General features: G+C 73.5%; 22 protein-coding genes and 1 pseudogene. 9 read left to right on the top strand and 14 right to left on the bottom strand.

Annotated elements, in window-relative coordinates; all coding sequences use genetic code 11:
* Positions 1-338 precede the first annotated feature (338 nt).
* Positions 339-863, top strand: coding sequence for a MarR family winged helix-turn-helix transcriptional regulator (locus AC07DW_RS06465; RefSeq protein WP_478856481.1), 525 nt, complete (start codon positions 339-341; stop codon positions 861-863).
* A gap of 58 nt (positions 864-921) precedes the next feature.
* Here the strand turns inward: AC07DW_RS06465 and AC07DW_RS06460 are convergent, their stop codons facing one another.
* The 10 genes from AC07DW_RS06460 to AC07DW_RS06415 form a co-directional block, all read right to left on the bottom strand.
* A complete protein-coding gene (locus AC07DW_RS06460; RefSeq protein ID WP_478856480.1) occupies positions 922-1884 on the bottom strand; it encodes a YihY/virulence factor BrkB family protein in 963 nt (320 codons plus the stop codon).
* 72 nt (positions 1885-1956) lie between these two features.
* Positions 1957-2805 carry a SigB/SigF/SigG family RNA polymerase sigma factor gene (locus AC07DW_RS06455; protein WP_478856479.1) on the bottom strand — a complete coding sequence of 283 codons (849 nt, stop codon included), beginning with the start codon at positions 2803-2805 and terminating at the stop codon, positions 1957-1959.
* A 119-nt stretch (positions 2806-2924) separates the two neighbouring features.
* Positions 2925-4133 carry a phospholipase D-like domain-containing protein gene (locus AC07DW_RS06450; RefSeq protein WP_478856478.1) on the bottom strand — a complete coding sequence of 403 codons (1209 nt, stop codon included), beginning with the start codon at positions 4131-4133 and terminating at the stop codon, positions 2925-2927.
* Positions 4134-4301: 168 nt separating this feature from the next.
* Positions 4302-5234, bottom strand: coding sequence for an anti-sigma factor antagonist (locus tag AC07DW_RS06445; protein WP_478856477.1), 933 nt, complete (start codon positions 5232-5234; stop codon positions 4302-4304).
* 147 nt (positions 5235-5381) lie between these two features.
* Positions 5382-5711: a hypothetical protein gene (locus tag AC07DW_RS06440; RefSeq protein WP_478856476.1), complete on the bottom strand. Its 330-nt coding sequence runs from the start codon at positions 5709-5711 to the stop codon at positions 5382-5384.
* Positions 5712-5775: 64 nt separating this feature from the next.
* Positions 5776-6387 (bottom strand): hypothetical protein, encoded by a 612-nt coding sequence (locus AC07DW_RS06435; protein ID WP_478856475.1) that lies wholly within the window; start codon positions 6385-6387, stop codon positions 5776-5778.
* Between the two features lie 84 nt (positions 6388-6471).
* Positions 6472-6894 carry an acyl-CoA thioesterase gene (locus AC07DW_RS06430; protein ID WP_478856474.1) on the bottom strand — a complete coding sequence of 141 codons (423 nt, stop codon included), beginning with the start codon at positions 6892-6894 and terminating at the stop codon, positions 6472-6474.
* A gap of 210 nt (positions 6895-7104) precedes the next feature.
* The gene (locus AC07DW_RS06425) at positions 7105-7887 is read right to left on the bottom strand and encodes a DUF2637 domain-containing protein (protein ID WP_478856473.1); all 783 of its coding nucleotides are present in this window, start codon (positions 7885-7887) and stop codon (positions 7105-7107) included.
* A gap of 393 nt (positions 7888-8280) precedes the next feature.
* Positions 8281-9726, bottom strand: coding sequence for a glyceraldehyde-3-phosphate dehydrogenase (locus AC07DW_RS06420; protein WP_478856472.1), 1446 nt, complete (start codon positions 9724-9726; stop codon positions 8281-8283).
* Between the two features lie 218 nt (positions 9727-9944).
* A complete protein-coding gene (locus tag AC07DW_RS06415) occupies positions 9945-10823 on the bottom strand; it encodes a helix-turn-helix domain-containing protein (protein WP_478856471.1) in 879 nt (292 codons plus the stop codon).
* A gap of 98 nt (positions 10824-10921) precedes the next feature.
* Here AC07DW_RS06415 and AC07DW_RS06410 point away from each other — a divergent pair, with 98 nt between their 5' ends.
* The gene (locus AC07DW_RS06410) at positions 10922-11707 is read left to right on the top strand and encodes an NAD(P)H-dependent oxidoreductase (protein WP_478856470.1); all 786 of its coding nucleotides are present in this window, start codon (positions 10922-10924) and stop codon (positions 11705-11707) included.
* A 72-nt stretch (positions 11708-11779) separates the two neighbouring features.
* Here the strand turns inward: AC07DW_RS06410 and AC07DW_RS06405 are convergent, their stop codons facing one another.
* The 3 genes from AC07DW_RS06405 to AC07DW_RS06395 all read right to left on the bottom strand — a co-directional run bounded on the left by AC07DW_RS06405 (position 11780) and on the right by AC07DW_RS06395 (position 14709).
* The gene (locus AC07DW_RS06405) at positions 11780-13501 is read right to left on the bottom strand and encodes an acyl-CoA dehydrogenase family protein (protein WP_478856469.1); all 1722 of its coding nucleotides are present in this window, start codon (positions 13499-13501) and stop codon (positions 11780-11782) included.
* 83 nt (positions 13502-13584) lie between these two features.
* The gene (locus tag AC07DW_RS06400; RefSeq protein ID WP_478856468.1) at positions 13585-14151 is read right to left on the bottom strand and encodes a PadR family transcriptional regulator; all 567 of its coding nucleotides are present in this window, start codon (positions 14149-14151) and stop codon (positions 13585-13587) included.
* 138 nt (positions 14152-14289) lie between these two features.
* The gene (locus AC07DW_RS06395) at positions 14290-14709 is read right to left on the bottom strand and encodes a PPOX class F420-dependent oxidoreductase (protein ID WP_478856467.1); all 420 of its coding nucleotides are present in this window, start codon (positions 14707-14709) and stop codon (positions 14290-14292) included.
* A gap of 159 nt (positions 14710-14868) precedes the next feature.
* On the opposite strand from AC07DW_RS06395, the gene AC07DW_RS06390 reads away from it, so the two are divergent.
* Together AC07DW_RS06390 and AC07DW_RS06385 are read left to right on the top strand one after the other, a co-directional pair.
* Positions 14869-16560 carry an alkaline phosphatase family protein gene (locus AC07DW_RS06390; RefSeq protein ID WP_478856466.1) on the top strand — a complete coding sequence of 564 codons (1692 nt, stop codon included), beginning with the start codon at positions 14869-14871 and terminating at the stop codon, positions 16558-16560.
* 79 nt (positions 16561-16639) lie between these two features.
* Positions 16640-17707, top strand: coding sequence for a hypothetical protein (locus AC07DW_RS06385; RefSeq protein ID WP_478856465.1), 1068 nt, complete (start codon positions 16640-16642; stop codon positions 17705-17707).
* Here AC07DW_RS06385 and AC07DW_RS06380 read toward each other — a convergent pair.
* The gene (locus AC07DW_RS06380) at positions 17664-18488 is read right to left on the bottom strand and encodes a CDP-alcohol phosphatidyltransferase family protein (RefSeq protein WP_478856464.1); all 825 of its coding nucleotides are present in this window, start codon (positions 18486-18488) and stop codon (positions 17664-17666) included. The genes AC07DW_RS06385 and AC07DW_RS06380 overlap by 44 nt on opposite strands.
* 121 nt (positions 18489-18609) lie before the next feature.
* Here AC07DW_RS06380 and AC07DW_RS06375 point away from each other — a divergent pair, with 121 nt between their 5' ends.
* The 5 genes and pseudogenes from AC07DW_RS06375 to AC07DW_RS06355 all read left to right on the top strand — a co-directional run.
* A complete protein-coding gene (locus tag AC07DW_RS06375) occupies positions 18610-19590 on the top strand; it encodes a zinc-dependent alcohol dehydrogenase (protein WP_478856463.1) in 981 nt (326 codons plus the stop codon).
* 79 nt (positions 19591-19669) lie between these two features.
* Positions 19670-20068 carry a 6-pyruvoyl trahydropterin synthase family protein gene (locus AC07DW_RS06370; RefSeq protein ID WP_478856462.1) on the top strand — a complete coding sequence of 133 codons (399 nt, stop codon included), beginning with the start codon at positions 19670-19672 and terminating at the stop codon, positions 20066-20068.
* A gap of 47 nt (positions 20069-20115) precedes the next feature.
* Entirely contained in the window at positions 20116-21234 is a 1119-nt protein-coding gene (locus tag AC07DW_RS06365; RefSeq protein ID WP_478856710.1) for a glycosyltransferase family 4 protein, read from the top strand.
* Positions 21231-22097 carry a methyltransferase domain-containing protein gene (locus AC07DW_RS06360; protein WP_478856461.1) on the top strand — a complete coding sequence of 289 codons (867 nt, stop codon included), beginning with the start codon at positions 21231-21233 and terminating at the stop codon, positions 22095-22097. The genes AC07DW_RS06365 and AC07DW_RS06360 overlap by 4 nt, the downstream gene beginning before the upstream one ends.
* Positions 22094-23068 (top strand): annotated as a pseudogene (locus AC07DW_RS06355) (lysylphosphatidylglycerol synthase transmembrane domain-containing protein); the annotation flags it as partial. The gene AC07DW_RS06360 and the pseudogene AC07DW_RS06355, both read left to right, overlap by 4 nt.
* Between the last annotated feature and the right edge of the window lies 1 nt (position 23069).

The following is a 23069-nucleotide window of genomic DNA, read 5'->3' as shown; positions in this document are numbered from 1 at the left end:
CCTCGTCTGGATAGAGGTGTTTACAAACCCCTTCCACATGACCCTGTGGCCCGGGTTCTCTGTTTTGGGATTCTCCTTTTTCTCCTGTCCCACCCCGGGCACGGACCGGACGGCAGGACGGACCGGAGGCGGTGGGCACGACGGTCGAGCGGGCCGCTCGGTGGTTCCACGGCCCGCCGCGAGCTCGTGCCTTCGGCGCGGGCTTGGGCTTAGGCTGGCCCGGTGCCCGTGACCTCCCCGGCCACCGGTGGGGACTTCGTAGGTATGAGGTTGTTGATCGGCAGTATCGAGGAGGGCCCATGTCTCAGCGCCGGGCAAGGCCGTTGCAGAGTCTCACGATGGGGAACGCGCACTCCGACACTCCCGCGGACGGCGACCGGGACGCCGCCGCGCACGCCGCCCGCGAGGTCATCGAGCTGCTCGAAGTGCTCTGGAACAAGGGCCGCGACCTGACGTCACCGGCCCCGGTGTCCTCCTCGCAGCTCCGTGTGCTCTACATCCTGGACCGCGACGAGCCGATCAACCTGCGCACCCTCGGGGACGTCCTGGGGTCGGCACCGCCCTCCGTGAGCCGGATGTGCGACCGCCTCGACGCCCTCGGGTACATCGAGCGCTCTCCCAGCACCGCGAGCCGCAGGGAGCTGCAGCTGCGCCTGTCCAGCCGCGGCCGCAAGTACCTCAAGGATCTGCGGGCCCGGCGCGAGGCGGCGCTCCTCGACGTGATCGACGCCATGCCCCCGGCACTGCGCGCCGCCCTCACCGCGGGCCTGAGCGGCTTCCGCCACGCCATCGAGCAGAACGGGACGGCGCGGGACCGGGGCGGGGACGGGCCGGCCCCCGCCGGCACGGTCGAGACCGCCTGAGCCGCGCCGCCGGCGGGGGGCCTCCACCGCCGCGCCCCGCCGCCCCGTCACGCCGCGCTCAGCCGGGCCCGGGGTCCGGATGGACCGGCTCGGTGGCGCCGGCCCGGGCCGCTTCGAGCTGCGCGGCGAACGCGATGCCCAGGAACAGCGCCGCGCCGGTCACGTTGGCCCACAACAGCAGGGCGACGAACGCGCTCAGCGGACCGTACACGGCGCCGAACGAGCCGCTCTCGTTGATGTAGAGGGCCAGCAGGCCCGTCGCGCCGACCCACAGGGTCAGGTGGACACCTGATCCGAAGATGAGCCAGGTGTACCCGGGCTGGACGCGGCGGGGCGCCCACCGGAAGATGACGGCCGACGCCAGCGCGGCGAGGACGATCCCGACCGGCAGGTGGAGCCGGTTCCACCAGGTGAGCAGGGACTCCGGCCAGTGCAGGGCCTGGACCACCGCCTGGCCGATCTCCTCGCCGGCGACGATGGCCAGGAACCCGCCGCCTAGCGGGAGTCCGGCGCCGAGGGCGAGGACGGCGCCCCTGGCGTACTTCACGGCGAACGGGCGGTCGCGCTCGATGCCGTAGATGCGGTTGCAGCCGCGTTCGATCTGGCCCATGGCCGAGGCGAGGTTGACGACCGCGAAGCCCAGGCCGAGCCACATGGCGACGGCGCCTGCCATGTCGCCGCCGGCGCTGCGCCGGGTGTCGGCGAGGACCTGGCGCACCACGTCCCCGCTGAGGCCGGGCACGATCCGGGACAGGGCGGACTCGATGGCCCGCCCGAAGCCCTCGGTGTGCATGGTCACGGTGATGCCCACGAGGGCGATGGTGAACGGCACGATGCCGAGCACCACCTGGTATCCCAGGCTCCGGGCGAAGCTGAACCCGTCGGCGTAACGGAAGCGGGTGAAGGAGTCGGTGACCAGTTTGCGGCCGCCGTAGCGCCGCAGGGCGGCGAAGGCCTCGTCACCCGACAGCTCTTCGCCGACCATGTCCCGGGTCTGTGGTACGTGTACGGCGGTTCCCATGGCACCCTTCTGCCGGCCTCCGCCGCGACGGCGGGCCGGCGCGGCCTTGTGGGCCGGCCCGCGAGGACCGGCTCAGTCGGTGGCGAGCATTCCCTCGCGCAGCCGCCCCAGCATGCGGTTCAGCAGGCGCGAGACGTGCATCTGGGAGACGCCGAGCTGCTCGCCGATCTCCGCCTGGGTGAGCTCCTCGACGAAGCGCAGGTGCAGGATACGGCGGTCACGGTCGTCGAGCCGGTCGATGAGCGGGGCCAGGGACTGGAAGTTCTCCACGAGTTCCATGCCCGGGTCCTCCGCGCCGATGAAGTCGGCCAGTGCCGTGTCATCGTCGTCGGCGCCGGTGATCGCGGCGTCGAGGGAGGTGGAGCTGTAGCCGTTGGAGGCCAGGCGGGCTTCGACGACCTCGTCCTCGGAGAGGCTCATCAGGGCGGCCAGTTCGCTGACCTTGGGAGCGCGGCCGAGCCGGGTGCTGAGTTCCTCGGTCGCCTTCGCCAGTTCGACGCGCGCCTCCTGCAGGCGTCGCGGCACGTGCACGGCCCAGGACGTGTCGCGGAAGAACCGCTTGATCTCGCCGACGATGTAGGGCACGGCGAAGGTGGGGAACTCGACCTCCCGGGAGAGCTCGAACCGGTCGATCGCCTTGATCAGCCCGATCATGCCCACCTGGACGATGTCTTCCATCTGGTCGCCACGGCTGCGGAACCTGCCGGCGGCGTAGCGGACCAGCGACATGTTCATCTCGATGAGGGTGTTGCGGGCGTACTGGTGCTCCGGCGTGCCCTCCTCCAGGACGGCGAGCCTGTCGAAGAACAATCTGGACAGGGCACGGGCGTCCTTGGGTGCGAGACTCTCCGGGGAGGTCACCTCCGGCAGCTCCGTGACACCGGCTCGGGTCTCCGCTCCCATGGCCACAGCAGTCGTCATCGCCCTGTCCCCTCCCACGTACACACGTCTCATTGATCATCTGGCGAGCCAGTGATCAGCGCGTACCCCGTTCTCCGCTTCTCATTCCCCCTATTTTTCCCCGAGTCCGGGCGGGGCTGTCAGAGGAAGCGCCGGATGGGGCTGACCGCCGCCTCCAGAACGCGGTGGAGCACGGAGCGCCTCCTCCAGCGGGTGAGGGTGAGGGACGTGCTGACGGCGAGGTCCTCGTCGAAGTCCCGGTCGAGAGTGGCGGTGAACGACTCGTCGAGCACGGCGAGCATCACTTCCTCGTCATGGTCCATGGAGCGCCGATTGAAGTTGGTGGACCCGATGAGGGACGCCACCTCGTCGACGGTGATGATCTTCGCGTGCATCATGGTGGGCCGGTACTGGCGGATGTCGACGCCGGCGGCGAGCAGGGCGCTGTAGTGGCGCTGCCCGGCCAGCTGGCTGGCCCGCTGGTCGGTGTGCTCGCCCGGCAGCAGGATCTGCACGCTGACTCCGCGCCGGGCGGTGGCGCAGAGCAGGTCGACGAAGTACTGGTCGGGGGCGAAGTAGGCGGTGGCCAGCCGGAAGCGCTTCTGCGCGGAGGTGAGCATGACGCGGATGAGGGTCTGCATGTCCTGCCAGCCGATGCTGGCGGAGCCCCGGACCACCTGCACGACCGCGCTGCCGTGCTGGGAGTGCTCGGTGAAGCGGTCGCGGGAGTCGTACATCTCCGTATGACATTCCGCCCAGTTCTGGGCGAACGCGGCGGCGATGCCGTCGACGGCCGGGCCGCGCACCTGGACGTGGGTGTCCCGCCACTCACCGGGGTTGCGGGCGTCCCCGCACCATTCCTCGGCGATGCCGACGCCGCCGGTGAAGGCGGTGTGCTCGTCGACGATCAGGGCCTTGCGGTGGCAGCGGTGGTTCTGCTTGAGCGGTGAGAGCCACAGGGGCTTGCGGAACCAGGCCACGTGCACACCGGCGGCGTCCATGTCGTCGAGCAGGCCGCTCTCGATCCGCCGGGCGCCGAAGCCGTCGAGCAGCAGCCGTACCCGCACGCCGGCCCGGGCCCGGTCGGCGAGCGCCGCGGCGAACTCGCGGGCTATCTCCCCCCGCCAGTAGACGAAGGTCATCATGTCGATGGTGTGCTCCGCGCCACGGATGGCCCGCAGCATCGCGGGGAAGATCTCGTCGCCGTTGCGGAGGCGGACCAGCTCGTTCCCCTCGGTGGCGGCGGCCCCGATCAGGCGTTCCAGGCGCCGGCGCAGCCGTTGCTTCTGGTCCTGGACACCCACCGGTGCGTCCAGGTCGACGGTTCTTACGGGATCACTGACGCTCATGACGGCTCCACGGGCTCGGCGGGTCGATCCGGGCGCCTCGGCACCGTGGACCCGCGGTCGGTAGGGACGAATCTCCGCATTCCCTGCCGCGGTTGTTCCACGCAGGTGTCCCGTTCCTCGAACGCCGCGCGGCGGGCCGAGCCGGCAAGAGGCCGGGGCCCGGTCGGCTCAGACCGCCGCCAGCGCCTCGCCGACCGTGGCGTACAGGGGGATGGCCTCGCCGAGACCGACGAGTTCGATGACTCTGAGCACCGACGGCTGGGGGTTCGCCAGCCGTACCCAGCCGCCCCCGGCGCGGGAGCCCCGCTGGGCGCGCAGGAAGGCGTTGACCCCGGAGGAGTCCATGAAGGTGAGCTCGGACAGGTCGAGCAGCAGGCAGTGCACGCCTTGATCACGCAGTGCTCCGACCGCCTCCTCCAGGACGGCCACCCCGTCGTAGTCCAGCTCACCACCGATGGTGACGACCCCGACGCCGACCGGGCTCACCTCGACGCGCACCCGCACCCCGGACTGCTCCATATCCTGCTTCCTCCTCGCTCCTGCGCTCGGTACCCGCGCGGGCGGTACCCGGCCCCGCGCGTTCCCACCGTCCGGCGACGCGCTCGGTGTCAGTCCACAGTCCACCGCGAGGCGCGCCCGCACACGTTTCCCCGAAGGTATCGGCTCCACGTGCACGCTCCGGCACAGGGCGAGGACGATCTCGAGTCCGTGCTGCCCGACCCTCCCGGGGTCCGGCGCGTGGGCCACCGGGGTCACCTCGTCCGTGTCGGACACGGCGATCTCCAGCGTCCCGGCGGTGAGATGGAGGTCGACCCGGCAGGGGCCCGCGGCGTGCCTGACGACGTTGGTGACCAGTTCGCTGACCACCAGCCGGGCGTCCTCCACGGTCCGGGGGCGTATGCCCCTGCCCCGGTGCACCTCTGCCAGCAGGAAGGCAGCGGTGAAGTCCCTCGCCGAGCCGATGGCGTCGCGGAGGTCGGTGTAGGTCTTCGAGGCGGAATGCCCCGGGGCGGGCCCGGGCGAGCGCTGCCGCCCGCGGGTCCGGTCCCTCGTCCGGTCCGGTCTCTCGGCCTCGAGGGAAGCCGTGCTGTCACCGCTCATCCGAATTCCCCCCTCCTTCGCTCCGGTCCTTTCCCGCTGCCATTCCCCCGTATCATTATCCCGAATCCGGGCGGCGACACCGGCACGCGGGGTCACCGGGCCGGCGCCCGGGCGGACGCACGGGCACCGGGGTTCCGGGCACGCCGGTCATCCGGGCCCGGAGGGCGAGCGCGGTGTGCGGGACGCAAGTGCCAGCAGTTCGTCCACCGACCACTGGTCGTACGCGTGCGCACCGTACTTGACCGCCAGGACGGTGCCGCCGGGGGCGAGGAGGAAGTCCGCCGGGAGGCCGAGGCGGCCCTGCGGCCGGCGCCGGGACGGCAGGCCCTCCCGTCCGCGTACCAGCGTCACCGTGCTGCGCGCGACGGCCCGCAGCACGTGGGGCCGGGCCCGGGGATCCCCCAGCGCCCGGCGCGCCGACTCGACGCCGGACTCGGAACACCTCGGGCCCCTGTCCGGCGAGGGCACGGACGCCATCTCCGCCCTTCCGCCGGGCGACTTCCCGTACAACGGCGCACCGGCGCCCGGCCGGCCCCGCACGTCACACGCGGGTGCAGGTGTAGACCGTCCGGCTGTCGCCTTCCACATGGGCGATCCGCAAGGTGCCCTTGGCGTACTCGACCTCCAGGTTCTGTCCGGTGTCGGCCGAGTCGTCGCCGGGTGGCTGCCAGGGCAGCAGCAGGGATTCGCTCGGGCCGACCTCGGCGGGCACGCCGAGTGCCGCCACCCGCACCAACTCGTCGAGATCCTGGGGCGATTCCGGGCCGTGGATGGCGAGGGTCCGGCCCATCAGGGCCCACTGGCCGCCCCAGGGGGCCCCGCCGTCCTGGCCGGCCCCGCCGACCAGGGTGAGGGTCCAGCTGCTGGCGGTGATCTCCGCCGTCAGGGTCCCGGCCGTGCCGTTGCCGGCGGGCTGGACGACGACCTTCCACGTACCGCGGACGAAGGCGCTGAACGCCTGCTTGAGGGGGCCGCCGCCGCCCGCCGGGCCGGTCCCGGCAGGTCCACCGCCGGAACCGGAGCCACCGCCGTTGCCGGTGGAGTCGCCGCACGCCGCGAGCAGCGAGGCGCCCACGCCCACCATCAGGTACCGCAGCGTGGTGCGCCGCCCCACCACGCGCGTGACCGCCCGGATCCGCCGTATGCCGTTCATGTCCATCGCTCATCCCCCGATTCACCGACACAAGATCGCGAAAGCAGCGTACAAGCCAAACGGAGGGGCTCTGCGTGGATTCGGTCAGAGGCCGAAGGTCTCCGGTGCCGTGGCCAGGGCCCTGAAGTGCTCACGCGGATCGGGTACGAGCTTGCGCCGCTTCAGGTCCATCAGACCGCCCACGCCCGACACTTCGGCGGCCAGGGTGCCGTCCGCCAGGCGGATCGTCTGCTCGATGCGGAATGTCTTGCCCTCGCCCCAGACGAAGGCGCAGGTCACCTCGACCTCGTCGCCGGCGCGCAGCTCCCGGCGGTACCGCACCGTCACTTCCAGCGCCACCGGCCCCAGGTTCCTCTCCAGCAGGTCCGTCTGCCGGATGCCGCCCTCCTGGAGCATCGACCAGCGTGCGTGTTCCGCGTACTGGAGGTAGACGGCCTGGTTCAGGTGGCCCTGCGTATCGGTCTCGTACCCGCGCACCACGACGGTGACGGAAAACGGCTCTGCCACGCTGCTCCTCCCGGCGCCGGCGCGTCGGCCGAGCGCCCGCTCACCGGACGACCTCTTGGGTGAGCACTGTTCTCCGGTCGATTGCATGCCGGAACAACCCCCTTTGTCCGGTCCAAACGGGAGCTGGTCGCGATCGGCATGGACACTATCGCCACCCGTCGCGCGGGCGGGCGCACTCCCCGGCCGTTTCGGCAGGCGCGTTCGGGGTGCTCAGCCGGGTGGCGCGGTACGGGCCGGAGCCGTCACGTCGCGGTGTCGGGGTGCGGCCTGCCGGGGCGGCCGCGTCAGGGTGATCTGCCGCACGAGCTGCTGGAAGCAGGCCAGCGCCGCCAGGGCGGGCAGCGCGGCCGCCGTCGCGTCGAGCGGGGTCCTCGGCGTCCGGGCGACGCACAGCACCACCGCGACGGCCGAGAACAGCAGGACGACGGACCACGCGTGGGTGGCGCGCCGGCGGTGGAACGCCGCTCTGAGGATGGACAGGGACGCGACCAGCCACGGGCCGTACACCAGGAGGGGCCACCACCGGACCACACCCGCTGAGGCGCCGGGCCGGGCGGCGTTGCGCAGCAGGGGTTCGTAGCTGACCATGCCGCCGTAGACGCCGACCATGGGGACGATGACGGCGGTCAGCGCCGCGATGAGGATGCTGCCGGTGCGCGGCAGGGTGATGACCGGCTTCTTCGGCGGCACCCTGCGGTGGCTCGGCAGCGGGGGGCGCACTGGTGGCGGTTCGGCGGTGATCCGCTGGAGCCCTGCCGTGGTGCGCTCGTCGTCGTACGTCTCGGTGGTGTCGGCGAGCGGGGTGGCGGGCGGCCCTTCCCACTGCCGGGACGGGTCGGACTCCCACAGGAGGTGGGCGAGTCCGGCGTCCCAGGAGGCGTCCAGGACGTCGAACGAGCGGACCGGTTGCCGGCCGGCCGGCCGGTGGTCGTCGTCGTCGAGCGGTGGGTCCAGGTCCTGGGGCCGGTGATATCGGTTGGGTGTCTCATACATCACGGCCCCGTCCGGCGCTTTCGCCGCGGTGGTCCGCGGATGGTTCGACCGCGTGGGACTCGGCCCGGATCCGGCTCATGGCGATCAGGAGAAGTGCGAGGGCGGAGGACGAGTAGGGCAGGTCGACGCAGTCCGCTCCGTGACGCAGCGCCGGATTCCGGGGGAACGAGGTACTCACCTGTGCTGTGGTCATATTCCCCTAACACCACGAATCCTGATCCAGATGCGCGTCATCAGGGTGACAACGATGGGGCATTCGGGCGCCCTGCGGGCGGTTTGTCGCTCCAGTGGCGTGGAGAAGCCGGCGCGGTGACCCATGCCCGTCCCGCTCCCCCGCAGCCACAAGGCCCCGGTCCGCATCGGCGGACCGGGGCCTTCGGCGAGTTGGGCGGATCAGACCGCGGGGGCCGGGTAGGTCGGGTACTCCACCCCGGAGACGTGCTGGACGACGCGGATGACCTGGCAGGAGTAGCCGAACTCGTTGTCGTACCAGAGGTAGAGGATGGCGTTGTCGCCGTCGACCTTGGTGGCGCCGGCGTCGACGATCGAGGCGTGCCGCGAGCCGACGAAGTCCATGGAGACCGCGTCGGGTGCGGTGGTGAAGTCGATCTGACGCTTGAGCGGCGAGTGCAGCGAGACGTCGCGGAGGTACTCCAGCACCTCGTCGCGGGTGGTCTCGCGGCCCAGGCGCAGGCTCAGGATGGCGATCGAGACGTCCGGTACGGGGACGCGGATCGAGCTGCCGGTGATCGGCGCCTTCAGGTCGGGCAGGGCCTTGGCCACGGCGGAGGCGGCACCGGTCTCGGTGATCACCATGTTGAGCGGCGCCGAGCGGCCGCGCCGGTCGGCCTTGTGGTAGTTGTCCAGCAGGTTCTGGTCGTTCGTGAACGAGTGGACGGTCTCGACGTGGCCGCGGAGGACGCCGTACTCGTCGTCCATCGCCTTCAGCGGCGGGACGATGGCGTTGGTGGTGCAGGAGGCGCAGGACAGGACCCGCTCGTCCGGCTTGATGGTGTCGTGGTTGACGCCGTGGACGATGTTGGGGACGTCGCCCTTGCCCGGGGCGGTCAGGACGACCTTGTCGATGCCGGGGCGCAGGTGCTTGGACAGGCCCGCGCGGTCGCGCCACTTGCCGGTGTTGTCGATGAGGATCGCGTCCTTGATGCCGTACGCGGTGTAGTCGACCTCGGACGGGTCGTTCGCGTAGATCACCTTGATCGCGTTGCCGTTGGCGACGATCGTGCTGGTCGCCTCGTCGACGGTGATGGTGCCCTGGAACTGGCCGTGGATCGAGTCGCGGCGCAGCAGCGAGGCGCGCTTGATCAAATCCTGTTCGCCGCCGCCGCGCACGACGATGGCCCGCAGGCGCAGGCCGTTGCCGGAGCCGGCCTTCTCGATGAGGAGGCGGGCGACGAGGCGGCCGATGCGGCCGAAGCCGTAGAGGACGACGTCGCGTCCCTCGCGGCGCTCGATCTTGTCGGCGCCCGTGGCACCGGCGACGGCCTCGGCGGTGAACTCGTCCACCGACAGACCGCGGTCGTCGGTCTTGTACGTCGCGGCGAGCATGCCGATGTCGATCTGGGAAGGACCGAGATCCAGCGCGGTGAGGGCCTGCAGGAACGGCAGGGTCTCGGTGACCGAGAGCTCCTCGCCGGCTATCTGCCGAGCGAACCGGTGGGTCTTCAGGATGCTGACCACCGACTTGTTCACCAGGGAGCGGCTGTGCAGCAGGACGGTGACGTCCCGCTCGCGGTGCAGCTTCCCGATGATCGGGATCATCGACTCCGCGATCTCCTCGCGGTGCTTCCAGTTGGTGAACGAGTCGTCGTTGACAGTCACAGGTTTATCTTTCGAGCTAGGCGGCGCTCATATGCTAACCCCATGCCGTTTTGATCTCTCACCGGCCCCCGCCCCTGGGGCGGTACCGGGGTGGAGGTCGGTGGCTTCACCCCGGTACCGCACCACCGCACCACCGCACCGGTCAGGAACGGCACCCGGCTCGTGGCCGGTGTCACCAGCCCCGCGCCGCCCGCCGGGACGCGGCCCCGACCGGGGGCTCAGCCTCGGGACGGGCCCGGCGGTGTCAGGGTCTCGACCAGCCGGGCGAGGGCGAGGGCCCCCTCCCCGTCCTCCTCGGCACTGAAGACGTGCATGACCGCTCCCGTCTCGCTGGGGGCGGCAGGCACGTGAAGCGTCTCGTAGTCCAGGTCGAGCGGTCCGGTCGCCGGGTGCCACAGCCGCTTGCGCCCGGCCGCGCACATCACGACCTCGCCGGTGGCCCAGATCCGCCGGAAGTCGTCGCTGCCCGAGGAGAGTTCGGTGATCAGCGCGGCCAGTTCCGGGTCGCCCGGGTACCGCCCCGCCGAGACCCGCAGCTGGCCCACCGCTTCGGCGGCCCTGTCCTCCCACTCCGGGTGGACGTGGCGGGAGGCGGGGTCGAGGAACAGGTACCGGGCGTTGTTCCGGTCGCGCCGGCCCGGCTCGCCCACGCCGCCGATCAGTTCGGCGCCCAGGCGGTTGGCGGCCACCACGTCCAGGCGGTGGTCGGTCACGAAGGCCGGAAGCCCGGCCGTGGCGTCCAGGATCCGCAGCAGCGACGGACCGATCCGCGCCCGCGGTACGGGGCAGCGCCGGGCGCCGGCCAGCGTGTCCAGGTGGCCGCGCCCGGCGGCGTCGAGGCCGAGCGCCCTCGCGAGCGCGTCGAGCACCTCGGCCGACGGCTGGGTGGCGCGGCCCTGTTCCAGGCGGACGTAGTAGTCCACGCTGATCCCGGCGAGCAGGGCCAGTTCCTCCCTGCGCAGGCCCCGCACCCGGCGGCGGCCACCGCCCGCGAGCCCGGCCCGCTCCGGCGCGACGCGTCCCCGGCGGGCGCGGAGGAAGCCGCCGAGCGCCCGCCCGGTGTCGCCGATGCCGTCGATCCCATGGGTCGCGTCCATGGGCTCCAGTATGGGTGGCACCCGCGGTACCAGGATCACCGGTCCGCCGGTCGGGCAGGGCGCTGGCTCCGGGCCGGCGACCGGGAGAGCCTGTCACCATGAAGAAGATCCTCGTCGTCAGCGCCCACCCCGAACCCGCCTCTCTCAACGCCGCGTTGACCTCGTTCGCGGCCGACCACCTGCGGGAGGCGGGACACCAGGTGCGGGTGTCCGACCTCTACGCGATGAAGTGGAAGACCGCGGTGGACGCCGACGACTACCCGGCCGACGCCGTGGACCGGAGGCTGAGCGTGATGGCCGTCTCGGAACGGGCCACGCTGGCGGGGCGGCTGTCGCCGGACGTGGCCGCCGAGCAGGAGAAGGTGCTCTGGTCGGACGCGGTGATCCTGCAGTTCCCGCTGTGGTGGTTCTCGGTGCCCGCGATCCTGAAGGGCTGGATCGACCGGGTGTTCACCGCCGGCTTCGCCTACGGCCCCTCCGTCCCGCCGCCCTATGCCGAGGGCCCCCTCGCGGGCCGGCGGGCGCTCGTGTCGGTGACCGCCGGGGCCAGGGGGTCGGCGTTCTCGGACCGGGGCATCCACGGGCGCTTCGCGGACCTCCTCCACCCGCTCCAGCACGGCCTGTTCTTCTTCACCGGCATGGCACCGCTGGAGCCGTTCACGGTGTGCGAGGCGAACGACCTGCCGGACGAGCGGTACGCGGTCGCGCGGCGGGAGTACGGGCGGCGGCTCGACGGGCTCTTCACCGACGAGCCGGTGCCCTTCCGGACACTCACCGGCGGGGACTACGACCGTGCCATGCGGCTGCTGCCGGGCGCGGAGGCGCCGGGCAGCAGCGGTCCGGACATCCATCTCCGGCCCCGCCGGGCCGGTGGGAGTGGCTGACCGCCCGGGGCCCACCGGCCCGCCGCCCGCGTACGGGGGAAGGGCGCCGGCGCCCTTGCCCCGTACGCGGGGTCACCCCGCCATCTCGTAGGCGCCGGACAGCGCCTCGACGCGCTCCCAGACCCGGCCCGAGCGGTCCTCGTCGACGACCGGGCGGCGCACCGCTCCGAGGGCCCAGAGCTGCTGCTGCTCGGTGGCGGAGTCCTTGCCGTGCAGTTCGACGGCGTGGGCGGAGAAGTCGCGCACCAGGACGGCGAACAGTTCGTCCAGGACGTCCTGGTCGAGGCCCGTCAGCCGCGCCTGCTCCAGGATCAGCTGGCCGTGGACGACGAGCGCGAACAGCTGGCCCACGGCGAGGAGCAGATCGAGGTCGCGGCTCTGCTCCTCGTCGGGGGCGGCGGTGGTGACGAACTCGCACAGGGCGTCGGCCTGCTCCCGGAACCGTGCGACGTTGGGCACGTGGGCGTACGCGTCGAACGCCGGGCGCCAGTCGTGGAAGCGTACGGAGCCGAGGCCCCGGGCCGGGCCCTGGCGGAAGAGGAACGTGTCGTCGGCCGCGTCCAGGCGGGTGGGGACGGGTTCGTAACCGGCCGGGTCCAGCAGGTGGTTGCGCATGAACTTCAGGATGAGCGCGAGGTTGACGTGGACCGTGCCCTCCAGCTTGGGCAGGCCCCGGATCTCGATGGCGGCCTGGGCGAAGTAGTTGTCCTTCTCGAAGCCCTTGGCGGCGATGACGTCCCACATCAGGTCGATGACCTTCTCGCCCTCCGTGGTCACCTTCATCTTCGTCATGGGGTTGAAGAGGAGGTAGCGGCGGTCGTCCGGGCCGGCGGAGCGGAAGTAGTCGACGGCCCGGTCGCTGAAGAGCTTCATCCCGACGAGGCGGACGTACGCGTCGGTCAGCTCGCGGCGCACGTGCGGGAACGCGGTGACGGGGCGGCCGTAGAGGATGCGGTTGTGCGCGTGGGTGACGGCCTCGTACATCGCGTGCTCGCAGATGCCGATGGAGGCGGTGCACAGGTTGAACTTGCCGACGTTCACGGTGTTGAGGGCGGCGTCGAACGCGGCGCGGCCGGTGTGCAGGACGTCCTCGGCGGTGACGGGGTAGTCCTCCAGGCGGAACTCGCTGACGTACTTGGAGGAGTCGACGACGTTCTTCACCAGGTGGTACGCCGGGTGGCGGCTGTCGGCGGCGAAGAAGACGTACCCGTCGGGGCCCTCGACGTCGGTGCGGCGGCCGAAGACGGAGACGAGCCCGGCGGCGTTGCCGTTGCCGATGTAGTACTTGGAGCCGGTCGCCCGGAAGCCGCCCTCGCCGTCGGGCTCCAGCAGCATGTCGGTGGAGTAGATGTCGGCGCCGTGGGTCTTCTCGGACAGACCGAAGGCGAACACCTCGCCCCGCGCCAGGAGTTCCGCGGCGCGGGCGCGGGCGGCGGCGTTGTCGCTCTGCCAGACCGGGCCGAGGCCGAGGATGGTGACCTGCCAGGCGTACCAGTAGTCGAGCCCGTAGAAGCCGAAGATCTCGTTGAGGGCGGCGATGCGGGCGGTGTCCCACCGCTTGTCTCCCTGGCCGCCGGCGGCGGACGCGGGGGTGAGGAAGGTGGCGAACAGACCCTCCTTGGCGGAGAAGGCGAGGAAGTCGGCGAGCCAGGCGCGGGAGCGGTAGTCCTCGATCAGCCGTCGCTTGCCGCGCTCCTCGAACCAGTCGACGGTCGCGCGCAGCAGCCTGCGGGTCTCCGGGTCGAAGTGCGCCGGGTCGTAGGTGCGCGGGTTGAACAGCAGCGGGTCGGCCATGGGTGTCCGCCTTTCCGGAGGGTCGTGTGGTCGAGGTGGTGAGGGTGGTGAGGTGCTGGGGGCGCCGCGGGGCGGGCGGCGGTTCACCGTGCGGAGGCGAGCCTGTGCAGGGTGGCCAGAACGTCGTCGAGCCAGCCGAGCGTCATCCGCTCGTACGCGATGCCGCCGCGCAGCACGACGTGCTGGAGCTCCCGCCCCGCGTCGGGCGGTCCGGGGACGTGCGGGGCCTCGGGGCCGGTGAAGTCCCGGACCTCGCCCGCGAGGTAGTGGGCGAGCCGCTCGGCATGGACCTCCCGGTACCGCTCGACCTCGCGGATCAGGGCGGCCGGGTCGTCGAAGGCCGCGCCACGGATCTTCACGGCGAGGTCGTGGCGGACGCTCTCGGGTTCGATCGGCTCGTGCAGCCACTCGGAGAGCGCGGTCCGGCCGGGGGCGGCGACGGAGTACTCCTTCTTGTCCGGGCGGCCCTGCTGCGGCACCTCGCGGACGTCGATCCAGCCGTCGCTCTCCATGCGCTTGAGCACGCGGTAGATCTGCTGGTGGGTGGCGGTCCAGAAGTAGCCGATGGACCGCTCGAACCGCCGGGCCAGCTCATAGCCGGAGCCCGGCTGCTCCAGCAGGGACACGAGGATCGCGTGGTCGAGCGCCATACCCCGATCTTTCTATGCAACTCGTTGCATAGACAAGCGTCCCCGGCCGGGTGAGACGCGGCTCACCCGGCCGGGAGGTCCCGGGTACGGGCCGGTGGGCCGGTCGGGCCCGCGGCCGGATGTGCGGGCCGGGACCCGTCAGCCGGGGCGGTCGGTGTCCTTCAGTGTTCCCCAGCCGTGCCAACGGTCGATCTCGACCCAGGCGCTGAACCTGCGGCGGTCCCGTTGGGCGTACGGCCGGCCGAGGTAGTGGCGGGACAGCCGGTCGATGTCGGCCAGTTCCCTGTCCTCGCTCAGTTCGACGACACGGCCGGTCAGGCTCAGGTGGGTGTACCAGTTGTCCGCGTCCAGGACGGTCAGCGACACCCGGGGGTCGCGGCGCACGTGTTCGAGCCGCTTGCGGCCCTCGTCCATGTTCACCAGGACCCGGCCGTCGTCCCAGAGGTACCAGGTGGCCGTGGAGACCGGCCGGCCGTCCGCCCGGAGCGTGGTGATGGTGGCCGGGTTGGCCTTGCTGAGCATCGCGACGGCCTCGTCGGGAAGCGGTGGTTTCGACATGTGACGCCTTCCTGGGTGATGAGGGGGTTCGTCCTCCACAGGGCCTTCCCCGTTCCGCCGCCTTGAACGGCACCGGTCCGCCGTCCGTACCTCCCACGGCGGCCCCTGCTCACGGGCCGGGTCCGCCGTACCGCTGGGATTCGCACGGAAGGACCTCGGGTGTCGATCGGGACGTCTCGTCTGCTGCCGCGTACGGCCACCGCGCCCCCGGAGGAGGGTGTCCGGCCGGGCCGGGCGGTGGCGCGGGCCGTGGCCGCGCGGGTGGCCACCGGGCTCTCCGCCGTGCTGGTGACGGCGGCCCTGCTGCTGCCGGACCGGGTGGAGCGGCTCACGCCCGGCGCCTTCACGCGCATACCGGTGGAGGCGGTGGGCGGGGCGGCGCTGCTGCTGGTGCTGCGGCCGGGGGCCAGGCGGGTGGTGGCGGTGCTCGCCGGGGCGGGCCTCGGGGTGCTGACGCTGCTGAACCTGCTCGACATGGGCTTCCGTTCCGTGCTCGCCCGGCCCTTCGATCCCGTACTCGACTGGGTCCTGTTCGACGACGCCGAGGCGTTCCTGGGCGACTCCCTGGGCCCGGCCGGCGCGACCGGCGTGGTGATCGGGGCCGGGGTCCTCGTCGTCGCCCTGCTCGTTTCGACGGCCCTGTCGGTGGTCCGGCTCTCCCGCGTCGCGGTCCGGCACCGTGCCGTGGTGACCCCGGCGATCCTGGTCTCGGGCACCGCCTGGATGGTCTGCGCGGCGCTCGGTGCGCAGGTGTCCGGCGCGGCGGTCGCCTCACGGGGCGCGGCCGACGCCGTCAGTGGCCGGGTGCGGCAGGTGCGGGCCGGGGTGGCGGACCGGGAGGCGTTCGCGCGGGAGGCCGCCGTCGACGCGTTCCGCGACGCGCCGGCCGACCGGCTGCTGACCGGGCTGCGCGGCAAGGACGTGCTGTTCGTCTTCATCGAGAGCTACGGCCGCAGCGCGGTCCAGGACCCGGAGATGTCGCCGCGGATCGGCGCGGCCCTCGCGGACGGGTCACGACGGCTGGGCGCTGCCGGGTTCTCCTCCCGGAGCGCCTTCCTCACCTCTCCCACGACGGGCGGCGGGAGCTGGCTGGCCCACTCCACCTTCGCGTCGGGCCTGTGGATCGACAACCAGCGGCGCTACCGCGACCTCACCTCCGGCGACCGCCTGACCCTGACCGGCGCGTTCCGCCGGGCGGGCGCATGGCGGACGGTCGGCATCATGCCGGGTGTCACGCGCGCCTGGCCGGAGGGGCGGTTCTACGGCCTGGATCACGTATACGACTCCAGGAACCTCGGGTACCACGGCCCCAAGTTCAGCTGGACGCCGGTGCCCGACCAGTTCAGCCTGGCGGCCTTCGAGCGTCTGGAGCACGGCAGGCCGGGCCGCGGCCCCCTGATGGCGGAGATCATCCTCACCTCCAGCCACAACCCCTGGGCACCCGTACCCACCATGCTGCCCTGGGACGGACTCGGGGACGGGTCCGTCTACGAGTCCGTCAAGAAGGCCGGCGAGGACCCCAAGGAGGTCTGGAGGGACGCCGTCCGGGTGCGCGACGCGTACGGCCGCGCCGTCGCGTACTCGCTGAACAGCCTCTTCTCGTACGTCGAGCGGTACGGCGACGACGACACCGTGGTCGTTCTCCTCGGTGATCACCAGCCCGTCCCGACCGTCACGCGCGACCGCCTGGGGCGCGACGTGCCGGTGACGATCGTCGCCCGCGACCCCGCCGTGGTGGCCCGTACCTCCGGCTGGGGCTGGCAGGACGGCCCGAAGCCGGGACCCGGCGCCCCGGTCTGGCGCATGGACGCCTTCCGCGACCGTTTCCTGACCGCCTACGGCCCGCGGTGATCCGGTACGGCGCGGTGCGGCCGACCGCTGCCGGCCGGCCGGTGGCCTGTGATCCAGCGGGCCTGTCAGGATTCCGGTCATGAGGGAGACGGGGGACATACGCGTCGACGTCGTGCCGCTCGGCACCGCCCGGACGACCGGCAGGGTGGAGGCGGCGAGCGCCGGACGGCTGTGCGTACGGACGCGGGACCGCGTCGAGGTGCACGACCGGGAGGCGTACCTCGCGGGCGTACGGGAGCCGGCCGGCGTGTACGAAACGCCACCCGGCGCACGGGCCGACCCGGCGCCCGGCGGCGGCTTCGTCGTCGCCGGGCCCTCGTACGTCCGTTCGCTGGCGGATGACGGGACGGTCCGCTGGGAGTTGCCGCACGCCACCTGGCACGGCGGCCACCGCACGCCCCGGGCGCCCGGCGCCCCGGCCGCCAGCCCGTGCGGACGCTTCGTCGCGGCCGCCGTACCGACGCTGCTCTCCCCGGAGGACATCGCGGGCCGGGCGGTCCTGCTCCACGACGGCCCGCCGCCCCGGGGGTACGGGCGGGACCGGCTGATGCTGCTGGACGCGGCGACGGGGGACGTCCTGGCCGAGCGGCCGGTGGCTGCGGTCTCCGGGGCCCTGTCGCTGGAGTGGCGCGACGACGGCCGGCTGCTCGGGGCATCGTTCTGGACGGCCTGGTACAGCTGGGCGAGCCACTGGGCCGAGACGTCGCGGGACGGTACGCGGATCGTCGGGGCCGGACCGGACCGCCATCGGCTGACGGGGTTCGTCCCCCGCTCGTCGCGTCTCGTCACGATGCGCCGCGCCGAGGGCATGAGCCTGGACGACGACCGCTGTGAACTGGCCCTGCACGACGCCGCCGACCCGCGACGGACGACGGTCCTGGACCTCGGCGCGCTGTCGTGGGACGCCGAGAACGACGACTTCGGGCACGCGTACGCGCTGGACGAGGCGCATCTGCTCGTGACGGCCGACTGGGTGACCCGGCACGGCCGGCTGGAGCGGACCCACTGGCTCCTCGCGGCGGACTCCCTGCGGCCCCTGGGACGGTTGCGCTACCCCGAGCCCGTGACCCAGGACGTCACCACGTTCGGCGACGGCACCTGGCTCACCCGCGACGGCGACCGGCTGCACCGCTGGAGGCTCGCCTGACCGGCCGCCCGACGCCCCCCGCCGCCCGACGGGCATCGCCCGGGGGGCGGGCGCGCCACAGCCACCGGACGTCCCGCGCGAAGGACCACACGAGCAGCGCCAGCGCCGCCGCCACCGCCGCGCACGCCGGCGCGGCCGGCAGGACGCCGGTGCCCGCCACCAGCAGGACGACGCCCTGTACGGCGGCCACCGCCTTGCGGGCCGTGCTCGGCGGCAACGGCCCGTCGAGCCACGGCAGGACGCGGGCGGCCGCGACGAAGACGTACCGCATGGCACCGATCGCCAGCACCCACACGCCCGTCGACAGGGCCACCTGGACGCTGAGGACCAGGATGAGGAAGGCGTCGACCTCCATGTCGAAGCGGGCGCCGAACGGCGTCGCCGTCCCGGTGCGCCGGGCCACCCGGCCGTCGACCGCGTCCAGCGCCAGCGCCACCGTGGTGAGCGCGGCCAGGGCCACCACCGGCGGCCGGCTCGTGAACAGGTCCGCGACCAGCGCCGCGACGCCCCCGACGAGCGTCGCCCGGGTCAGGGTGACGGCGTTGGCCGGACCGAAGGGCATGGGTCCCGGCCACGACCGGAACAGGGCGCGGGTCAGCACGCCCCACAGGGCGACCGTGAACACCAGGCCGGTCAGCCATCCGGCGGGACCCAGCCCCGTCAGCGTACCGAGCAGGAGCAGCAGCAGGAGCTGCGCCGCCGCGCCGAGGGCGGGCTCCAGGCGCAGTGGGCGCGGGTCCGGACGTACGACCGGGCGCGCGCCCGGATCTTCGTCGGTCATGTCGCGCACGGGCAAGGGAGATCCTCCGGACCTGTGACAGAGTCGGTGGCCGCCGTTACCGTGTGCGGCCTCGTCACCCTCCAAACGTGCACCGGCACCCCAGCGTTCAACAGGAGATCCCGTGAAGCGCACCGCGCGCGCCTTCTGGCTGCGCTCCCCCGGCCAGGGCGGCATACGTGACGTGCCCCTGCCGGACCCGGCCGACGGCGACGTCGTCGTCCGCACCCTGTTCACCGGAGTGAGCCGCGGCACGGAGAGCCTCGTGTTCCGCGGCGGCGTGCCGGAGAGTCAGCACCGCGCGATGCGGGCGCCGTTCCAGGACGGCGAGTTCCCGGGACCGGTCAAGTACGGGTACCTGAACGTCGGTGTGGTCGAGGAGGGCCCCGGGCACCTGGCCGGCCGCACCGTCTTCTGCCTGTACCCGCACCAGACCCGGTACGTCGTCCCCGCCGGCGCCGTGACGCCGGTGCCGGACACCGTGCCCGCCGCGCGGGCGGTGCTGGCCGGGACGGTGGAGACCGCGGTGAACGCCCTGTGGGACGCGGCCCCGCTGGTCGGGGACCGGATCGCCGTCGTCGGGGCGGGGATGATCGGCTGCTCGGTCGCGGCGCTGCTCGCCCGCTTCCCCGGCGTGCGCGTCCAGCTCGTGGACGCCGACCCGGCCCGCGCCCCGGTGGCCGCCGCGCTCGGCGTCGGCTTCGCGCTCCCGGAGGACGCCCTGGACGGCTGCGACCTCGCGGTCCACGCCAGCGCCACCGAGGCCGGTCTCGTCCGCTCGCTGGAACTCCTGGCTCCGGAGGGCACGGTGCTGGAACTGAGCTGGTACGGGGACCGGCGCGTCAGCCTGCCGCTGGGCGAGGCGTTCCACTCCGGCCGTCTGGTGGTGCGCGGCAGCCAGGTGGGCCGTGTGTCGGAGGCCCGGCGCTCGCGCCGGACGTACGCCGACCGGCTGGCGCTCTCGCTCGACCTGCTCGCCGACCCGGTGTTCGACGCCCTGGTCACCGGCGAGTGCGCCTTCGAGGAGCTGCCGTCGGTGCTGCGCGACATCGCCGCGGGCGACCTGCCGGGGCTCTGCCACCGGGTGCGGTACGCGGGGGCCTGAACGCGCCGCGTCCGGCGGCCGTATCAACAGCGGGGGGCCGCCGACGGTCCCCGAAGGACGGACCGGGAGGTCACAGCCGTTGTTCAGTGTCACAGTCCGCGAGCACCTCATGATCGCCCACAGCTTCCGCGGGGAGGTGTTCGGCCCCGCGCAGCGTCTGCACGGAGCGACGTACCTCGTGGACGCCACCTTCCGCCGAGCCGAGCTGGACGCCGACAACATCGTCGTCGACATCGGCCTCGCCACTCGGGAGCTGGCGGACGTGGTCGCCGCGTTCAACTACCGCAACCTCGACGAGGAACCGGAGTTCGCGGGCGTCAACACCTCGACGGAGTTCCTGGCGAAGGTCGTCGCCGACCGCCTGGCCGAGCGGGTCCACGCGGGAGCGCTGGGCGAGGGGGCGCGCGGACTGACCGGCATCGCGGTCACCCTGCACGAGTCGCACATCGCGTGGGCGAGCTACGAGCGGGCCCTGTGACCGACCATGTGACGGCCGGCGCGGCCGGGCCCGCGCGCACGGTACGGATGGTGATGCCGGCCGGTGTCCACGACCCGGCCGCACCGAGCGGCGGCAACGTCTACGACCGCAGGGTGTGCCGGGACCTGCCCTGCCTGGGCTGGCAGGTCCACGAGCACGTGGTCGCGGGCGACTGGCCCCGGCCCGGCGCGTCCGCGCGCGGGGCGCTGGCGCGGATCCTCGCCGAGGCACCGGACGGCTCCCTGTTCCTCCTCGACGGGCTGGTCGCCTGCGCCGTGCCCGACGTCGTCGTGCCGGAGGCGGACCGGCTGCGGCTGGCCGTGCTGGTGCACCTGCCGCTGGGCGACGAGACGGGGCTCCCGCGCGACAGGGCGGCGGTGCTGGACGCCGCCGAGCGCCGGACGCTGCGCGCGGCGGCGGCGGTCGTCGCCACCAGCCGCTGGGCGGCGGGCAGGCTCGTGGAGCACCACGGGCTCGCCCCGGACCGGGTCCATGTCGCCGCGCCGGGCGCCGACATCGGGCCGCCGGCGCCGGGCAGCGCGACCCAGCCCGGCGCGCCGCGGGACGCCTCGCGGGGCACCGGGGGCGAACCGCGCCTGCTGTGCGTGGCGTCGGTCATCCCCCGCAAGGGGCAGTACGAACTGGTGGAGGCCCTCGCGGACGTCGCCGGACTGCCGTGGACCTGCTCCCTGGTGGGCGGGCTGGACCAGGACCCGGACTACGTCGGCCGGGTGCGCCGGCTCATCACGCGGCACGGCCTCGACGACCGCGTGCGCCTCGCCGGCCCCCGCGGCGGGCCGGGGCTGAACGCCGCATACGCGGGCGCCGACCTGCTGGTGCTGGCGTCGCACGCCGAGACGTACGGCATGGCGGTGACCGAGGCGCTCGCGCGGGGCGTTCCGGTGCTGGCCACGGCCGTCGGCGGGCTCCCGGAAGCGGTCGGGCACGCCCCGGACGGCAGCGTGCCGGGCATCCTCGTCCCGCCGGGCGACCCGGTGGCGCTCACCGGGGCGCTGCGGCGCTGGCTGAGCGAGGCCGGCGAACGCCACCGCGCCAAGGTCGCCGCGCGCCGGCGGCGTACCGCGCTGGCCGGCTGGGAGACCACCACCCGGAGCCTGACCAGGGCTCTGGAACAGCTCCGGCTCGAACCCCGGGAGGCCGCGTGAACGTGACCGACAGGCCCCGCTTCGCGCCCGACTGGCTGGCGCTCCGGGAGCCCGCCGACGCCGCGGCCCGCGCCGCCGGTCTCCTCGACCCGCTCCGGAAGCACCTGGCCCTCGGGCGACCGCGGCGGGACGCCGTGCTGGTGGTGCGGGACCTGGGGTGCGGCAGCGGGTCCATGGGCCGCTGGCTCGCACCCCGGCTGCCCGGGCCCCAGCACTGGGTACTGCACGACCACGACGCCGCCCTCCTCGCCCTGGCCGCCGCGCGGATGCCGCGCACCGGCGCGGGCGGTGGGCGCGTCACCGTCTCGACCCGGCAGGGGGACATCGGCCGGCTCACCGCGGCGGAGCTCTCCGGTACGGGGCTGGTGACGGCGTCCGCCCTGCTGGACCTGCTCACCCGCGACGAGGTGGACCGGCTGGCCGCGGCCTGCGCGGGGGCCGGGTGCCCCGTGCTGCTGGCGCTGTCGGTGGCCGGGCGGGTCGAACTGACGCCCGCCGACCCGCTGGACGGCGCCATCGGCGGCGCGTTCAACGACCACCAGCGCCGTCTGGACGACGGCCGGCGGCTGCTGGGGCCGGACGCCGTGGCGGCGGCCCGCCAGGTCTTCGCGGAGCGCGGCATGGACGTGCGGGTGGGTTCGAGCCCCTGGCGGCTGGGTCCCGGCGACTCCGCGCTGACGGCGCAGTGGCTGCGGGGCTGGGTCGGTGCCGCCCGCGAGCAGCGCCCGGACCTCGCACCGCGCGCCGCGGCGTACCTCCGGCGCCGCCTGGAGGCCTGCGAGGCGGGTGAGTTGCACGTGGTGGTGCACCACAGCGACGTCCTGGCCCTGCCGGCCCCCGCGCCCGCGGGACCCGCCGCGTGACGCCCCCGGCGGTACGGCGCCCGGCGGCGCCGGCGGTACGGCGCCCGGCGGCGCCGGCGGTACGGGCGACACTCGCCCGCACCCGGTCGGCACTTGCCCGAGCGGTGCCCGGCCCGGCGGAACGGGACCGAGCGGGACGGGGCCCTGCGGGGCCGGTGCGTGCGAAGCCGGTGGCGCGGGGCCGTCCTGGGACGGTCGCGGGCGCGGCCATCCTGCTGGTGGTCGTGTGGTGGCAGGGCGTCGGCGCCTTCGTGGACGGGCTGCGGGGCCTCGACGCCCTCACCCTCGTCGGTGCCGTGGGCATCGGCGCGTGCACGACCGTGCTGAGCGCCTGGCGCTGGCGCCTGGTGGCGCGGGCCATGGGCATGCGGCTGCCGTTGGGGCGGGCCGTCGCCGACTACTACCGGGCGTTGTTCCTCAACGCGGTGCTGCCCGGCGGTGTCCTCGGCGACGTGCACCGCGCGGTGCGGCACGGCCGGAGCGCCGGGGACGTCGGCCGGGGGGTGCGCGCGGTGGTCCTGGAGCGGGTCGCCGGCCAGGTGGTCCTGGTCGTGGCCGGTGCGGTGCTGCTGGTGACGTCCTCCGCACCGGCCCTGGCGCGGGTGCGCCCGGACGCGACCGGCGCGGTCATGGCGGTGGTGGCCGGGTGCGCGCTGCTCGCGGTGGTGGCCGTGGTGACCGTCCGGCCGCGCCGGGAGCGGGCCGGCCGGGGTCCGGCCGCCGCGGCGGATGCGCGCCCCCGGCGGCTCGGCCCCGGCCACTGGGCGGGGGTGCTGCTGTCGTCCGTCGCGGTTCTGGCGGGGTTCCTCGCCATGTTCCTGCTCGCCGCGCGCGCCGCCGGCTCGACGGCGCCCGTGGCGGTGCTGCTGCCGCTGACGGTGTCGGCCCTGCTCGCCATGGCGCTGCCGCTGAACGTGGCCGGCTGGGGACCCCGGGAGGGTGCCGCCGCCTGGGCCTTCGGCGCGGCGGGGC

This window comes from Streptomyces sp. NPDC045701, assembly GCF_056432045.1.
This window is presented reverse-complemented; position numbering and strand designations above follow the sequence as displayed.

Coding starts and splice junctions, on each gene's coding strand:
- AC07DW_RS06380 (WP_478856464.1), bottom strand. CDS start 18,488: ATGACCGACGAAGATCCGGGCGCGCGCCCGGTCGTACGTCCGGACCCG.
- AC07DW_RS06455 (WP_478856479.1), bottom strand. CDS start 2,805: ATGACGACTGCTGTGGCCATGGGAGCGGAGACCCGAGCCGGTGTCACG.
- AC07DW_RS06395 (WP_478856467.1), bottom strand. CDS start 14,709: ATGTCGAAACCACCGCTTCCCGACGAGGCCGTCGCGATGCTCAGCAAG.
- AC07DW_RS06425 (WP_478856473.1), bottom strand. CDS start 7,887: ATGTATGAGACACCCAACCGATATCACCGGCCCCAGGACCTGGACCCA.
- AC07DW_RS06440 (WP_478856476.1), bottom strand. CDS start 5,711: ATGGCGTCCGTGCCCTCGCCGGACAGGGGCCCGAGGTGTTCCGAGTCC.
- AC07DW_RS06405 (WP_478856469.1), bottom strand. CDS start 13,501: ATGGCCGACCCGCTGCTGTTCAACCCGCGCACCTACGACCCGGCGCAC.
- AC07DW_RS06450 (WP_478856478.1), bottom strand. CDS start 4,133: ATGAGCGTCAGTGATCCCGTAAGAACCGTCGACCTGGACGCACCGGTG.
- AC07DW_RS06400 (WP_478856468.1), bottom strand. CDS start 14,151: ATGGCGCTCGACCACGCGATCCTCGTGTCCCTGCTGGAGCAGCCGGGC.
- AC07DW_RS06385 (WP_478856465.1), top strand. CDS start 16,640: ATGAGGGAGACGGGGGACATACGCGTCGACGTCGTGCCGCTCGGCACC.
- AC07DW_RS06435 (WP_478856475.1), bottom strand. CDS start 6,387: ATGAACGGCATACGGCGGATCCGGGCGGTCACGCGCGTGGTGGGGCGG.
- AC07DW_RS06365 (WP_478856710.1), top strand. CDS start 20,116: ATGGTGATGCCGGCCGGTGTCCACGACCCGGCCGCACCGAGCGGCGGC.
- AC07DW_RS06445 (WP_478856477.1), bottom strand. CDS start 5,234: ATGAGCGGTGACAGCACGGCTTCCCTCGAGGCCGAGAGACCGGACCGG.
- AC07DW_RS06460 (WP_478856480.1), bottom strand. CDS start 1,884: ATGGGAACCGCCGTACACGTACCACAGACCCGGGACATGGTCGGCGAA.
- AC07DW_RS06410 (WP_478856470.1), top strand. CDS start 10,922: ATGAAGAAGATCCTCGTCGTCAGCGCCCACCCCGAACCCGCCTCTCTC.
- AC07DW_RS06465 (WP_478856481.1), top strand. CDS start 339: ATGGGGAACGCGCACTCCGACACTCCCGCGGACGGCGACCGGGACGCC.
- AC07DW_RS06415 (WP_478856471.1), bottom strand. CDS start 10,823: ATGGACGCGACCCATGGGATCGACGGCATCGGCGACACCGGGCGGGCG.